This is a genomic window from Bradyrhizobium mercantei (genome assembly GCF_001982635.1).
In the GTDB taxonomy this organism is placed as follows: domain Bacteria; phylum Pseudomonadota; class Alphaproteobacteria; order Rhizobiales; family Xanthobacteraceae; genus Bradyrhizobium; species Bradyrhizobium mercantei.
Genome location: NZ_MKFI01000009.1, coordinates 202,822 through 217,460, shown reverse-complemented (window position 1 = coordinate 217,460; position 14,639 = coordinate 202,822). Strand labels below are relative to the sequence as shown.

The following is a 14,639-nucleotide window of genomic DNA, read 5'->3' as shown; positions in this document are numbered from 1 at the left end:
CCATGCTCCTCGCCGCTATCGCCCGACGAAGTTTGGCGGTCGGCGTTCGGCCATAGCTGCGATACCTTCCCGGAAGTCATCGGTACGGAAGTGCGCCTCCTGCTCGGCGAGCTCATGGCGGGTTATGGCAAGAACTTCATCGGCGAGCGCTGCTCTCATTGTCGCTCGCACCGATTGAACGGCTATCGGAGCGGAGACCGTGATTTCGGTTGCCAAGACCATGGCCGCGGTTCGTAGCTCGCTTTGCGGCACGAGTTGATCGGCCAACCCGATACGGTTCGCTTCGTCTCCCGATATACGGCGTCCGGTGTAGAAAAGTCGTTGAGCTTGTTGCCGACCGATTGCCCGTGGCAGGCTGATGCTAAGATCGAAGCCCGGGTGGAAACCCAGTCGGCAAAAATTGGCCGAGAACCGGCTCTCCGAACTCGCGATGCGGAAGTCTGCCACCATCGCGAGCCCCAATCCGCCTCCTATCGCAGCACCTTGGACGGCAGCGATAATTGGAAGGGGGCAGCGGAAGAGCCGTGCAGCATGGGTATAAAGATGATCGTCGTATCCGTCCTTTGCCGAAGCAACCGTCTCCTCAGCCGGCTTGGAGAAATCGGCTCCCGCACAGAAATTCCTGCCGGCCGCGCACAGAAGGATCGCTCGCTTGCCAGATGCCGCAAAGGCATCAAATGCCTCCGCCAGGGCGCGGATCAGCTCCTTGTCGAAGTAATTATGCGGCGGCCGGTTGATCTCGGCTATGCCGACATACCCATTGGTGCTGAGAATAACATCCGACATCACAGGTGAGACCTTTGAAAATCACGTAACGAGGCGCAGCGATGACTGCTTGAAAATCAGATACGGCGTCAGACGGCGAGCTCAATCTGCTTCTGTACAGGCATTGTGATCAGCAGCCCCCCCTGCGCAGTCACCCGACCGGATGCGTCGGGAGGCACAAAGTTGACGGTCACCGGTTCCTGCACCAGTGCGGGACCATTTATCCTCGCACCGACCTCGAGTCTCATGCCGTCATAGACCGGAATCCGGACCTTGCCCCCGCATTCGCGGATATCTCCTTCGGAATGTCCTATCAAAGCCGCTGCGGGATCCTTTTCGCCGTCCGATTCAGTGCGGCGCTCCTCGCCGGAAACTGGTCCCATCGCATCGAGATTCCATTCAGTGAATTCAACCCGTTCTCCCGTCGACCGGACCGCGTAGTAGGTCTCGTGCAGAGCATGGAAATTCTCGACCAGCGTCTCGAGGCCACCGGAGTCGAGTCGATCCGCCGCGAACGGCAAGGTGATCTGCCAGACTTGGCCCGCATAGCGCGCCTCGACGCTGAACTTGAGCTCCCGCGTCTCACGCGAGACGCCCATGCGGTCAAGAAAGGCAAGTCCGTCGGCGCGCAGCTTATCCAGAAGCGCGTTTACTGATTTGAAGTTGAACGCCTCGGAGTGTGTGAAGAGCGAATGGGCGAAGCTCATCTTTTTGGCGCCCGTCATGATGCCGTATGCGCTGAGCACTCCGGCGGCACGCGGTATGAGCACATTGCGGATGCCGAGTTCTCGCGCAATGGCGCTGACATGGAGTCCGCCTGCGGCGCCCCCTGAGACGAGTGTGAAGTTGCGGGGATCAACCCCACGCTTGATCGTGATGTCTTGGATCGCTGAAACCATGTTTTGTTCTGCGACCAAGCAGATAAGGTTAGCGGCCTCCTGCACATCCATGCGCAGAGGTTCGGCAATTTCTTCGCGAATCACCCGCTCTGCTGCGGCCACGTCAAGGACAAGTTGCTTGCTGGCGAACGTATCCGGCAGCAGAAAGCCGCGCACAAGGTTAGCATCTGTTACAGTCGGCCGGTTCCCGCCGCGCCCATAACAGGCAGGCCCTGGGATCGCTCCCGCGCTCTCCGGTCCTACGTGAATAAAGCCGCCAGCATCCAAATAGGCGATTGAACCGCCGCCAGAACCGATCGATTTCACCTCGACGGCGGGAACACCAAACAGGTGATTTCCGAGCATGACCTCGCGATGCATGGGCGTCTTCCAATCGACGCTTACGCTGACTTCAAAGCTTGTGCCCCCCATGTCGGTGGTGAGGATACTACCGGGCACGATCCCTTCGGATCGAGCAAGCCGACAGCCCGCTTGCGGTGCGCCGGATGGCCCGGACAGGCAGAGCGAAATGGGCCGCTCTATGACCTCGTCAGGAGAGGTTCGTCCGCCGCTGCTGGTGATGAAGGTCAATTCGCCAGAGAATCCGGCGCCGGAGAGGCGAGACTTGATCTCCTCGATACGAGCCTGCACAAGCGGTTTCAGCGATGCATCTATCGCAGCCGCTAGCGTCCGCCGATACTCTCGGATCGATGGGTTAACCTGATGTCCAAGACTATAAGGAATTCCGGGCATTTCTGCCTCGATGATCTCTCCGATGCGCTTCTCGTGCGACGGATTGACGATCGACCAGAGCAATGACACTGCGATCGCCTCGACATTTTTCTCTCGCAGTTCTGACAGCGTCTTTTTGACGGCAGCTTCGTTCAACGGTATTTCTACCCCGCCCTCGGCGTTGATCCGCTCAGGTACTCCGATGGTCAAGCAGCGTGGAATGTAAGGCGCGGGATAATCCATGTAGAAATCATAAGAATCCGCCTTTCCGCCTTCGCGGATAAGGAGCGTATCTCGGAAGCCCTCCGAGCAAATCAGTCCTGTCTTAGCCTGCCTGTTTTCCAGAATTGCGTTGGTTGCGATCGTCGTACCGCAAGCAAACGACGTGCACCGCCGGAGGAATGTCTTGATATCCAACCCTAAGGAGGTTGCGATCATCTCGATGCCGTTGAGAATGCCGTTTGAGATGTTCCCAGGCGTTGTGGATGTCTTGTAAATATTGACCTCTCGCCCCCCGACGCGAAGAACGAGATCGGTAAAGGTGCCTCCGACATCAGCGGCAAGTTCATAAGTCATCGTCGGTCGTCCCTCTCAAGGTCAAACATATGCTTTGAGCGGCACCGGTACGCGCGCGCTGATGTCAGCGCGCAGCCTGCCTGTCGCAGCGTGATCGGCGTGGTATTTGAACCCATCGCATTGAAGAACGACCCCGAAGGTCTGGCGAGCGCGCGCGGGACTCACCCAGCCTTCCTGTACATCGCGGGCGACGAGATCAGGATTACGGTCGAGCGGGTTACCATAACCACCGCCTCCCGAACCTTTAGAAACCAGCTTCTCGTCTTTGTTCAGAATGATATCGAAGGAGTTCGCCAAAGTATGACGTGCTCCGTCGCGCCCCTCCCAGAGCACGTCGTTCTGGCTACCGTCTAGGCCACCGGCGACGCCGAACGGCGGGAAGTCATGACCAGCCGCATTGCCCGTGTAACGGATTCCGTCCGTCCGGCTGCGGAATATACAATATGCGCCGGGTGCGCCGCACCATTCGCCCGCCCCGCCGCTATCCTCGATTATCTCGAGTGCCTCGACCAGAACCGGCTGCTGCTGCTCGACGATCTCGATACTTGATTGCCAGAGGGCACCCATTGATCCACTACCGCCATGAGTAAACCATCCGTCGTGGCCTTGAAGGCCAGGCCCACCCCAAAAGCCCATGATGATCTGATTGATAAATCTCTCGCCGTTTCGACGATCGTCCTGCCCACTGACTACGGCGCAGGAAGCTGGCATCCCCAACGTACCGCAAGCGCTGCCAAGACCTTTTCTGAGATCAGCAAAGGCGGAGCGCACCATCGGGCCGAGCAACTGGGTGAGATTCGTCGTCGCGCACGACGTCGCGGCAGGAAATTTCGGTCGTCCAATCGCCGCACCTTCACGGCTCAAGATGCGTATTCTGTTGTACGCTCCTGTACTCCGCGGGACGTCAGGACCCAGCACCGTTAGAACCGCGGTGTAGCAAGTGGCACGCATCGTCGCTTCCGACAAATTTATTCCAAGCGGAAGATTGTCCACATTGTTCATCAGGTCGACCGTAATCATTCCTTCCTCAGGGTCGACGTCGATGGTAACGCGGATCGGAATCCCCTCCGGATAGAGATCGGTTTCAGAATCGTACCTGGCTTCGCGCGTGACGCGACCTGCGGGCAATTTGCGGATTGCCGCGATCGCCATGGTCTTGGCATACTCTTGAAACTGCGCCAGAAACTTGCGAACCCGCGCCACACCGTATTGGCGGCAAATCTGCTGCATTCCGATCTCGCCGGTCCGAACAGCGGCGAGCGTTGCTAAGTAGTCTCCATAGAACTGGTTCGGCGCGCGAATGTTCGCCTGGCAGATATCGATTACTTCTTGGACGTCGACGTAGTTCCGCTGAATGCGGACGCAGGGCAATTTCAGCCCTTCTTCATAGATATCCCGCGAAAGTGGCCCGTATGTTGTAGGGGTCGGAAAGCCAATGTCTCCTAAATGCGCTCGCGCGATCGCATAGAAGATAACCTCGCCATCTAGGAAAACAGGCGCACACAAGGTAAAGTCGCCACAATGCGTGTTGCCGTGATAGGCGCTGTTGTTCGCAAAGCAGTCCCCGGGATGCTGGTCATCTCCGAATTTTTTCGCTATCGCTTTCGGGATAAGGTCGATCGCGCCAACGTGAACGGGCAGCCCGAGTGCGGTACTCACGGTACGAAACTCGCTATCGGTAACGCTGCACGAAAAATCCATCGCGGTGTTAAGAACGCCGGACCGACCTGTTCGGAATAGAGTGTTGATCATGTTGCGAATGACGGCCTCTATGCGACGGCGCAGAACGACCATGGTAAACATGTCTACTTCGTCGTGCTCGACGGTGCCCGCGACATCGTTCATCCGGTCAACTCTCCAATTTTGTAAGCCGTTCAATCGGCAGCACGATGTCGCGCCTTCTCAGCTCACGGCGGACTATCTCACGCGCGAAGTTTGTCTTCCAGAAACTTTAACTTATCAGCTGACTTCAGGATTTGTGATGACCTAATCGGCGCAGACGAGCTGGAGTCGACTGGGCCAGCTCCGCCGGGGCTTGGTTCATCGATAAAGAGAGATAGAGGCTGCTCTTGCCAGTGTTGACCGAGGAGACCAGTTAGCGGCGGGCTGCGGTGCGAATGAGACGATGACAGTTGTTGGGATGATCAATCGGCAAACGGGTCACGTTCCGCCCGCTGGACGCCAGCGCCCGCGTCGGCACTATGTCGAACACCAAGGCGCTCCGAGCGCATGCCCATCCGTTAGCGGCGGCGTCAACTCGCAGAAATGTGGTTGATAGCCTTGATTGTGCAATCGCTGGCCATGCAGGATCGCTTTCCTTCAGAGCCAGACGCTTTTGACGCGCGCACAATGCACCAGACCGGGCAGAGAGCCAGCAGATTCGGGCCGATCAACCACGCGCGCTTCGGTAGCGCAACAGTAAGCTATTTCTCTCGCACCTGGATTTGGCTTCCTCATGCGTTGGAGAAGCCGGAAACGAAGAGCTTTCCGACCCCGGTAGCCGCATCATAGACTTCACGAGCGACCTTGCCGATGTTGGCTCCATAGACATGAACTGAAATCGAGACGCGATCGTCAAAAGCATTTCGCACGGCATGAATGTCACCGACCGTTGGCGAAACGAAGTCGATCATTCCCGGCTCCAGACGCTCCTCGCCAATCGCCTGCATCGGCATACCGGGCGTCGGTCGCGCATATCGAATGCCAATCTCTGCGCCGCGCAGCACGCCGATCATCCCCCATACCGTGTGGTTATGAATTGGCGTTTTCTGTCCGGGACCCCATACGAAACTGACGATGCTGAAGCGTTCTTCCGGATCTGCATGGAGCAGGTACTGCTGGTAATAAGTATGATGTGGCTGCGCGAAGCGCGGCGAGAGCCAATCATCAACAGAGATCAGCTCTCTAAAGGGACCCTGGAGGCACTCAAAGAGTTTGTCCTCGGTTCTGCAACGAGCGAGGACGCTGTTAACTTCACCAACGAACATCTTAAGCTTACTGTCCATTTGCTTTGTCCGCCTCTACAGCATTAGACCTTCTCGCACTGGCCAGAAGCTCAGCGCGGATATCTGCACCATGCTCATCGAGTGCCGGCGGGCTTCGGATATCGGGCCCCACCCAACCGGAAATTCCAACCGGCCAGCCGAAGGTCCGAGTTACCCCGCCCCCCGGCAATTCCAGCTGAGAGACCCAGCCCGCGTGCGCAACTTGTGGATCGGCGAGTGCCTGCGAGATTGAATTAATTGGTCCTGACGGTACACCGGCAGCGGCGAGCAACCGCAGCCAATGCGCGACCGGCTGCGTGCGAAATACCACCTCGATTAGGTCTTTCAGCGCTCGCTGGTTGGTCGCCCGGTCGAGTTGTGTCTTGAAGCGTGAATCGGACGCCAGCCGGGTCAGGCCGGTGATTTCGCAAACCGAGATCCAGAGCTTGTCGTTGCCTGCCGCCATTACGAAATAGCCGTCCCCGGCCTCAAATGCCTGGTACGGCGCATTTCTCGGATGAGCCGACCCCAACGGCCCGGGGTCGATTCCGCTACCGAAGTACTGGCTCGTCTGAAGCGCGCTGACGCCGAGCGTCACCCCCATCATGGGTACGTCTATGTGCGCGCCTTTGCCGGTACGCCGTGCATCGAACAGAGCAGCGAGCGCCGCGTAAGCTGCATAAAGTCCAGCAGTAAAATCGGAGATGGGCACCCCGCACTTGACAGGCGGAGCGCCGGGCTCGCCGGTGACGGACATAACGCCTGCCACACCTTGAATGGTAAGATCGAATCCTCCCTCCGTTGCCCGTGGCCCTGTCTGACCGAAGGCGGAAATCGAGCAATAGACTAAGTCCGGCTTGATCTCGGCGAGTGCCGCATAACCTAGGCCGAGGCGCTCCATTACCTTGGGCCGATTGTTCTCCAACACGATGTCAGCGTCTCGAACAAGCTTGAGAGCTAGGTCGCGTTCTTCTGGCGATTTGAGGTTGAGAACAATGGAACGTTTTGAGCGGTTCAGCGAGGCGAAATTCTCGCTGTAACCGTGGTTGAAGGGAGGCCACTGACGCATGCTGTCGCCGCCTTGTCCTTCGATCTTGATGACGTCAGCGCCAAGGTCGGCAAACAGCATGCCGCAGAACGGTCCGGCCGCCACCTGACAGAACTCAAGCACGCGGATCCCCGAAAGTGGCCCCGCCGCCTTAACGATAGAGCAATCCACTGCGAGCTTTCTCCACTTTTCTATTTTATAGAAATCATTTCCATATTATAGAAATGTGGAAACGTCAACCTGGAGCCCTCATGCTTGATTTGGTTATCTCCGAAACGGTCGGTCGCTTAACCGTTCTGACCCTCAATCAGCCACAGACGGGGAACGCGTTGAGCGGGGCGCTCGTCGCAAGCATCGAAGCTAAACTCGATGCCATCGTGCCGGAGGCCTGCGACACCATAGTGTTTCGCGGGGCCGGCAAAGGCTTTTGTGGCGGACTCGACCTTTCCAACCTCGAGGCCGAGACGGACGACTCGCTTTTTGCGCGCCTGGTTCGAATCGAAATCTTGTTGCAGCGCATTGCTCGCCTGCCGCAAATGACCATCGCATTAGTTCATCGCTTTGCCTTTGGTGCTGGGGCTGATCTGGCCGTGGCTTGCCGCCGCCGAATTGCCGCGCCGGGCACACGCTTCGCGTTTCCGGGTGTGCGCTTCGGGATTGCGCTCGGTACCGGGCGGCTCGCACGTTGCGTCGGACCCGACCGCGCGAGGGAGTTTCTTTCGCGTAAAACCCCGATCGAGCATGACGAGGCGCTTGAGGGGGGGCTGCTTACCCAGTCGCTCGATGAGCCACACTGGCCGCAGCTGATTGCGAGGAGCGGAATGCAATGTAGCGCGTTGGACGCCCGGATGGCATGTATAGTGACGGAACGACTCGCCTCCGGTTGCGACGACTCCGACCTCGCAGCCTTGGTGCGGTCCGCGGCACCAAATGGCCTGCGAAACCGCATCGAGCAATACGTGACTCAGACGAAGGCATCCTGCGGAGAGTAGTGAACTTTATGCAACTGCGCGCTTGCAGGTCCAATTGTTAATCGCGACACTGTCGGCAATGGTGGATAAGGCTTTCATAAAAGGGTTGGGTCTTTTGGTGGCGCTAGCTAAGAGCCGAGAGCCGCGCGCGCTTACCAGCCTCGCCACTCAACTCGGCTTAACGAACAGCAACACGCATCGCCTGCTGACCACGCTGATAGATCAGGGCTTTGCAATGCAGGATGGCGAAAAGGGCCTTTATGGCCCGACCACCCTGATTTGGGAGCTCGGGACTTCGGTTATCGCGCGAATGGATGTGCTGAGCGCTTCACGCCGCGTGATGGCGCGACTAGCTGAAGATACCCGCGAAACGGTCCATCTTTCGATCCTGGCGGAAACCGAGGTCGTTTATCTCAACAAGATCGACGGCGCACATGCTATCCGTGCCTATACTGAGATCGGAGGTCGCGCCCCGGCGCTTTGCGTGGCAACAGGGAAAGCGCTCATGGCTTATCGCTCTGCCGAGGCAATTTCGAAAGCCAGCGCGATAATGCCGCGCGCCACGGCATACACACTTGCCGATCCTGAGACAGTCGCAGCGGAATTAGCGCGGGCGCGTGAGGAAGGCGTTGCATACAACCGCGGAGAATGGCGCGAGGATGTTGCCGGCGTGGCGAGCGTTATTCGGAACGCGAACGGCACGGTGATCGCGGCAGTCGGTATTTCCGGTCCTCGCACAAGATTGCTGCAAGGTGGGATAGAAAGATTTGCCGAACCTGTAAAAGCCGCGGGGCGCGAGATATCGTCGCTAATGGGCTGGCCCGGCACCAAAGCGCAGGCCTTAGAGTGGTAGAGTGCGGCAATATCGACAGCGCACCGCTGCACTCTTTTAACGGCAATCCAATCTCGACGCTTCTATTACTGCTCATTCCGTTCGTGACTTCCGCAAGAGCAAACGCCCCGCTCTTTTGAGGACCGATCAGCAAACTCACGCTTCAAATGGTTACATTGCAAACCATCTTGAACAATGCGGTGACGCGACGCTTGTGCTATTGCACCATCTGAATCGGCGGCTACCGATAATCCGCCTGGAGCGGCGCGGCAGCCTGCACTCAAGACGGCTCGCGAACGGCTGAAGCTTTCGGAAACAACGCGCTTTGCTCGACGCCCCCCGACATCGCAAGGTTGTTTTACCTAGTCCCGCGATCTTAACGATTGCCTCAAGCTCCTCCACACCGTTCTCGTTCTTCGGCGCAATCGGCGCGCGCTGAATGCGCACTATCGGATGATGGGCGTTCATCACTCAAACTTATTTGTGCGGCGGAAACGGCCTTGCGAAGATGGGCAGCCTTGGACCGCCCCCTGCTTGATCAAAGTTTGATTCTAGCTGGGCCAAAGAACCGCTGATCGTTCTACGAGCAGGCTCCTTGGGCGGAGAACACTGTCGGCCGCCTGGTGCACAGGCCTGCAACACGAGCCGTAGGAACGGGGGATACATGAGTCTGAATAGAAGAGAGTATCTTTCGGGAAGCCTCGCACTGGGACTGACTTCACTTGCAGGGCCTACATTTGCGCAAGACCGCAAAGCGACCCTGCGTCACCTCATGGGTGGCAGTGTCAATTCGCTGGATCCTAGTGCCCTAGGGGCCGCGCGCGAGTGCTACAGCGTCACGCAAAGCGTCTACGACCGTCTAATCGGGTTTCGACGCAAGAAGGTTGACGGCCAATGGACTTTCGACGAGAGCGTTATCGTCCCCGAACTCGCCGAGCGCGTCCAAAGGAGCGCTGATGGGCTAAAATTGACATTTCATTTGAGGCCTGACGCTACTTGGCACGACGGAACGCAAGTAACCGCAGAGGACGTCAAATGGTCGCTCGATCGTATGGTGTCCGCAAAATCGAACGCCGCTGCGCAACTCTCCAGCGGAAGCATGACGAAAACGGAACAGTTCGTCATTGCTGGGCCGAATGTGGTCGAGATAAACTTACCTGATGCGAATCGTCTGGCCTTACCCAACCTCGGTTTGCCGTTCTCAGTAATCATCAACTCGAACCTCGCAAAACGACATGCGAGCGCCGATGATCCTTGGGCATTGGACTGGCTGAAGAACAACGCGGCCGGCTCCGGCGCCTATAAGGTCGAGACCTTCCGCCCCAGCGAACAAGTCGTCCTGCGTCGCCATGACAACTGGAAGGGCGGCCGCGACCGAAAGATCGCATTTTTCGAACGGGTGATCGCTCAGACCGTGCCGGAGCCGGCGACCCGGGCCAATCTCGTGGAGCGAGGCGACGCCGACATTTGCCTCGATGTTCAGGCAAGCGACATTGCTTCGCTCCGCAAGCGCGGAGTTGCCAAGATCCTTCCCATCTCACCGACCAACGTCTTTACCCATATCTCCTTCAACACAAAACTGGCGCCTTTCGACAATCCCAAGGTCCGTCAGGCCATCGCCGCAGCCTTACCGTATGAGGAAATGTTCGAAGCAGCCATTTTCGGTCGTGGCCGCAAGCTCTTCGGAGCCAACTGGACAGGCGAGCCGCCGACTTCTGCATTTCCGTTGCCGCTTCCTAACCATACCGATTTGACGCGTGCGAGCGTGCTGCTGGCGGAAGCTGGGCATGCCGCCGGTTTTGATACAACGTTCACCTTTGCGACTGGCTATGCAGCCGTCGCAGAACCAATTGCGGCACTCATCAAGGAATCTCTCTCGAAGATCGGCATCCGCGTGACTATCCAGAAGGTACCGGACGCGCAATTATTCACGATGCAGGCCGAGAAGAAGAACCTACCGTTCTACATCGATACCGGCAGCGCATGGCTCCCTGAGACGTTCTACTTCTTCTGGATCTACTACACCCGTGATCAGCGCTGGAACCTGGGCAACTGGACAAACGCGCGGATCGTCGAATTGGTGACGGCCGCCAGAACCGAGACTGACGCCGCCAAATACGACGCATACTGCAAGGAAATGATCAAGATACTTGCAGAGGAAGCGCCATCGGTTTTGACTTTCCAGGCGGCGATTGACGGGGTGACGACCCCTTCGATCGATGGCTTTACGTACCACTACCATCGCCAGACTGACTATCGGGATCTGATTCGGACATGAGCGTCTGGAGATCAATTGCGCGCCGCTTCATACGACGCGTCATCTCGTCCATTCCGGCAATCATCGGCGTCGTCATTGTTACTTTCATCCTGATGCGCGTCCTGCCCAGTGACCCCGCAGTCTTCTTCACCTCGTCATCGGTTACAGCCGGACAGGCAGAGATTGACTCAATGCGAAAGAAGATGGGGCTCGATCAACCTTTGCCGCTCCAGCTAGGAATGTACTTGAGAGATGTGGCGCGAGGCGATCTTGGCAATTCCCTGACAACTAACCAACCAGTTGTGAAGGATTTGTTGAGACGACTTCCCGCGTCGCTCGAACTGACGTTCGTCGCTTTGGTTCTCGCGCTGGCGACCTCGATCCCACTCGGTGTCTTGTCAGCTCTGAGATCGGGATCGCTCATCGATCACGCCGTCAGGTTTCTCTGTACAATCGGTGTCTGCATGCCGACCTTCGTCTCAGGCCTCATGCTGGTTTACGTGTTCTATTATCTCCTCGGGATCGCACCTGACCCGACCGGCCGGATTGACATCTTCGTTGCATCGCCGCCTGACATCACCGGCTTTCTCCTGATTGACCTTGCACTGATAGGCGACTGGGCGGGTTGGCGCTCTGCCCTGGACAACATCATTCTCCCGGCCTGCACCATGGCTTTGTTCGTCTTGGCTCCGCTAACTCGAATGACCCGCGCTTCGATGCTCGGCGTCCTGGGTAGCGAGTTCGTGCGGACTGCAAAGTCCGTCGGTCTACACAGTTGGCGTATAGTAGTGGTGTATGCCCTGCGCAACGCGTTGTTGCCTGTACTTACCATGGCTGGCGTCGTCTTCTCCACGATGCTTGGCGCCAACGTTCTCGTGGAGAAGGTGTTCTCTTGGCCTGGCGTTGCTTCTTACGCTCTCGACGCGCTGATGGCTTCCGATTATGCGCCGGTCCAGGGCTTCGTCTTGCTAATGGCCTTCATCTTCGTTCTCGTGAACCTCACCGTGGACGTGCTCTACGGCATGGCTGATCCTCGAGTGAGTATAGAATGAGCAGTACTCTTTCTCACGCCGTCTGGGTATTGCGCGGCAACACCATCACTACCTGCGCTATCTTTGGCGTCTTCTGCCTCTGCATTTTTGCGCTGTTTGCCCCTTGGCTCACGCCCTTCAACCCACTTGCGACGGACGTTGCTAACGCGTTGCAACCGCCGAACGCGCGGCACGTTTTTGGGACAGACCAACTGGGTCGCGACATCCTCTCGCGGCTTATCCTGGCGACACGTCTTGATCTCATAATCGCGGCATCCGCCGTCGTTCTATCCTTCGCCATCGGCTCGCTGATCGGCTCCTTCTGCGGCTATTTGGGAGGTTGGATCGACCGTATAGTGGGCCGGATAGTCGACGTCATCATGGCATTCCCTCTCTTTGTGCTTGCAATGGCGATGGTCGCGGTCCTCGGAAACTCGGTCCAAAACATCATCATTGCAACGGCGTTCATCAACCTTCCCATCTACATCCGCTTCGCGCGAGCCGAAGTAAACGTCAAGCGCGACATGGGCTGGGTCGAGGCCGCCCGCGCAAGCGGGCACAGCGACCTTTCCGTGACCGTGAGGTATTTGCTGCCCAACATCATGCCCGCGATGACCGTTCAGATCTCGCTCAATCTGGGTTGGGCGATCATCAACGCTGCTGGGCTTTCCTTTCTTGGCCTCGGAGTCGTCGCGCCCACTCCCGAATGGGGCATCATGGTTGCGGAGGGAGCGCGCTTTATCACGGCTGGACAATGGTGGCTGGTCGCCTTTCCCGGCCTTGCTCTAATGCTGACAGTACTGTGCTTCAACCTGATGGGCGATGGCCTGCGCGATATTCTAGATCCCAGGATGCGCACATGACTGGAGGCCTGAGCATTGACGACCTTCAGGTCGTGTTTTCCACCCGCAACGGACCGGTGGAGGCGCTGCGGGGTATATCGCTGGAACTTGGCGATGGAGAGACCTTGGGCGTCGTCGGCGAGTCCGGTTCGGGCAAGTCGGTTACGGCTTACGCGATCACTCGGCTGCTGGAAACGTCGGGCAAGATCGTCAATGGCCGCATCGTCTACAAGGGCTCCGACATCACACGTCTATCGGAGTCCGACTTGCGAACGATGCGTGGCGCCTCTATTTCAATGATATTCCAGAATCCACGCGCAGCGCTCAATCCGATTCGCGCGATCGGCTTGCAGATCGCGGATGCCATTCGTGCGCACACGGCAGTGACAGCAAAGGAGGCACGAGCGGAAGCTTTGGATCTGTTGAAGTCAGTGATGATTCGGGATCCTGAAGCGCGGCTTGATGCATATCCGCACGAGCTTTCTGGCGGCATGTGCCAACGCGTGATGATCGCGATCGCGATCGCGTGTCGGCCGCATCTTCTCATTGCCGACGAGCCGACGACCGGTCTCGACGTGACCACCCAGAAGACGGTCATGACTTTGCTCGCCCGAATAACGGCCGAACGCAACATGTCCATGATCTTGATCACACATGATCTCGGCCTGGCTGCGCAGTACTGTGACAAAATCGTGGTGATGGAGAACGGCCGCATCGTGGAACGTGGTACGACGCGCACGATCTTCCTGAATCCGCAACATCCGTACACAAGGCGGCTTGTAGCCGCCTCACCCACTCCAACGTCGACAATTGATGACCTCGCTCGTGTTGCGGAGGCGGAGCAGACGACACACGCACTCTCCGCGCGGCCCGCAGCAAAGCCTTATTCAATCACCGACGGGGCAATCCTTTTGCAGATTCGGAACCTGACGAAGCGCTACAGCTCGAACATCATTGCGGTGAACGACGTCTCCTTCGACATTCCAGTGGGCGGGAGCGTTGGCCTTGTGGGAGAGTCGGGCAGCGGCAAGACAACGGTTTCCCGTATGATTAGCCGCCTCATTGAGCCCTCCGATGGCAAGATCATCTTTGACAGCAAGGATATCGGTGCCATCCCAGCGCGCGTATTCCACAGCGTCGCAGAGCGACGGGACATACAATTGGTGTTTCAGGATCCGGACGGAAGCTTGAATCCCCGCTTCTCGGTGTTCGACTGCATCGCAGACCCGCTCCGAAAGCTCGAAAAATTGCGCAATGGCAAAGAACTGCGGGAGCGAGTACGCGAAACAGCTGCCCGCGCCGGCTTGGCGGACAATCTGCTCAGCCGCTTTCCGCACCAACTCTCTGGCGGCCAGAAGGCGCGCGTGGGAATTGCTCGCGCGATATCGATCCGGCCGCGCTTGCTTGTCCTGGATGAGCCCACGGCCGCTCTCGACGTCTCAGTGCAGGCGATCATCCTAAACCTGCTGGACCGGCTTCGACGCGAGGACAACATGGCATTTCTCTTTGTTAGCCATGATCTGAATGTGGTCCGCATGATGTGCGAGAGGGTTGTCGTTATGCGCTTGGGTAAGGTCGAAGAAATCGGCGGAAGCTCGCTATTTGGCAATCCGCAGTCGCCCTACACCCGCTCGCTGCTCGATGCCATTCCGCACTTCGATCCGAACGGGCAGCAAATCAAGGCACTTCCGAAAGCTAATGAGTACTCCCGCTAGGTTTTTTG

11 protein-coding genes are annotated in these 14,639 nt (G+C 57.8%); 6 read left to right on the top strand and 5 right to left on the bottom strand.

Features of this window, described 5'->3' with window-relative positions; all coding sequences use genetic code 11:
* Window positions 1–15: 15 nt before the first annotated feature.
* From BI327_RS35840 to BI327_RS35820, 5 genes are all read right to left on the bottom strand, one after another.
* Entirely contained in the window at window positions 16–786 is a 771-nt protein-coding gene (locus tag BI327_RS35840) for an enoyl-CoA hydratase/isomerase family protein (protein ID WP_076866064.1), read from the bottom strand.
* A 68-nt stretch (window positions 787–854) separates the two neighbouring features.
* Window positions 855–2,951 carry a hydantoinase/oxoprolinase family protein gene (locus BI327_RS35835; protein ID WP_076866063.1) on the bottom strand — a complete coding sequence of 699 codons (2,097 nt, stop codon included), beginning with the start codon at window positions 2,949–2,951 and terminating at the stop codon, window positions 855–857.
* Window positions 2,952–2,972: 21 nt separating this feature from the next.
* Window positions 2,973–4,796 carry a hydantoinase B/oxoprolinase family protein gene (locus tag BI327_RS35830; RefSeq protein ID WP_089025690.1) on the bottom strand — a complete coding sequence of 608 codons (1,824 nt, stop codon included), beginning with the start codon at window positions 4,794–4,796 and terminating at the stop codon, window positions 2,973–2,975.
* A 608-nt stretch (window positions 4,797–5,404) separates the two neighbouring features.
* Complete coding sequence (locus BI327_RS35825) at window positions 5,405–5,956, bottom strand: cysteine dioxygenase family protein (RefSeq protein WP_076866062.1); 552 nt, start codon at window positions 5,954–5,956, stop codon at window positions 5,405–5,407.
* A complete protein-coding gene (locus BI327_RS35820) occupies window positions 5,946–7,154 on the bottom strand; it encodes a CaiB/BaiF CoA transferase family protein (protein ID WP_283807828.1) in 1,209 nt (402 codons plus the stop codon). The genes BI327_RS35825 and BI327_RS35820 overlap by 11 nt, the downstream gene beginning before the upstream one ends.
* An 80-nt stretch (window positions 7,155–7,234) precedes the next feature.
* Between BI327_RS35820 and BI327_RS35815 the strand changes: the two genes are divergently transcribed.
* The 6 genes from BI327_RS35815 (at window position 7,235) to BI327_RS35790 (ending at window position 14,631) form a co-directional block, all read left to right on the top strand.
* Window positions 7,235–7,975 carry an enoyl-CoA hydratase/isomerase family protein gene (locus BI327_RS35815; protein WP_076866061.1) on the top strand — a complete coding sequence of 247 codons (741 nt, stop codon included), beginning with the start codon at window positions 7,235–7,237 and terminating at the stop codon, window positions 7,973–7,975.
* A 22-nt stretch (window positions 7,976–7,997) separates the two neighbouring features.
* The gene (locus tag BI327_RS35810) at window positions 7,998–8,807 is read left to right on the top strand and encodes an IclR family transcriptional regulator (RefSeq protein ID WP_143271756.1); all 810 of its coding nucleotides are present in this window, start codon (window positions 7,998–8,000) and stop codon (window positions 8,805–8,807) included.
* Between the two features lie 643 nt (window positions 8,808–9,450).
* The gene (locus BI327_RS35805; protein ID WP_076866060.1) at window positions 9,451–11,064 is read left to right on the top strand and encodes an ABC transporter substrate-binding protein; all 1,614 of its coding nucleotides are present in this window, start codon (window positions 9,451–9,453) and stop codon (window positions 11,062–11,064) included.
* Window positions 11,061–12,095, top strand: coding sequence for an ABC transporter permease (locus BI327_RS35800; RefSeq protein ID WP_076866059.1), 1,035 nt, complete (start codon window positions 11,061–11,063; stop codon window positions 12,093–12,095). The genes BI327_RS35805 and BI327_RS35800 overlap by 4 nt, the downstream gene beginning before the upstream one ends.
* Window positions 12,092–12,937, top strand: coding sequence for an ABC transporter permease (locus BI327_RS35795; RefSeq protein WP_076866058.1), 846 nt, complete (start codon window positions 12,092–12,094; stop codon window positions 12,935–12,937). Before BI327_RS35800 ends, BI327_RS35795 begins: the two co-directional genes overlap by 4 nt.
* Window positions 12,934–14,631: a dipeptide ABC transporter ATP-binding protein gene (locus tag BI327_RS35790; RefSeq protein ID WP_076866057.1), complete on the top strand. Its 1,698-nt coding sequence runs from the start codon at window positions 12,934–12,936 to the stop codon at window positions 14,629–14,631. Before BI327_RS35795 ends, BI327_RS35790 begins: the two co-directional genes overlap by 4 nt.
* Window positions 14,632–14,639 lie beyond the last annotated feature (8 nt).

Bases quoted from the DNA above. Each gene is read 5' to 3' on its own strand.
- BI327_RS35805 (WP_076866060.1), top strand. From the start codon at position 9,451: ATGAGTCTGAATAGAAGAGAGTATCTTTCGGGAAGCCTCGCACTGGGA.
- BI327_RS35790 (WP_076866057.1), top strand. From the start codon at position 12,934: ATGACTGGAGGCCTGAGCATTGACGACCTTCAGGTCGTGTTTTCCACC.
- BI327_RS35835 (WP_076866063.1), bottom strand. From the start codon at position 2,951: ATGACTTATGAACTTGCCGCTGATGTCGGAGGCACCTTTACCGATCTC.
- BI327_RS35795 (WP_076866058.1), top strand. From the start codon at position 12,092: ATGAGCAGTACTCTTTCTCACGCCGTCTGGGTATTGCGCGGCAACACC.
- BI327_RS35800 (WP_076866059.1), top strand. From the start codon at position 11,061: ATGAGCGTCTGGAGATCAATTGCGCGCCGCTTCATACGACGCGTCATC.
- BI327_RS35825 (WP_076866062.1), bottom strand. From the start codon at position 5,956: ATGGACAGTAAGCTTAAGATGTTCGTTGGTGAAGTTAACAGCGTCCTC.
- BI327_RS35830 (WP_089025690.1), bottom strand. From the start codon at position 4,796: ATGAACGATGTCGCGGGCACCGTCGAGCACGACGAAGTAGACATGTTT.
- BI327_RS35840 (WP_076866064.1), bottom strand. From the start codon at position 786: ATGTCGGATGTTATTCTCAGCACCAATGGGTATGTCGGCATAGCCGAG.
- BI327_RS35815 (WP_076866061.1), top strand. From the start codon at position 7,235: ATGCTTGATTTGGTTATCTCCGAAACGGTCGGTCGCTTAACCGTTCTG.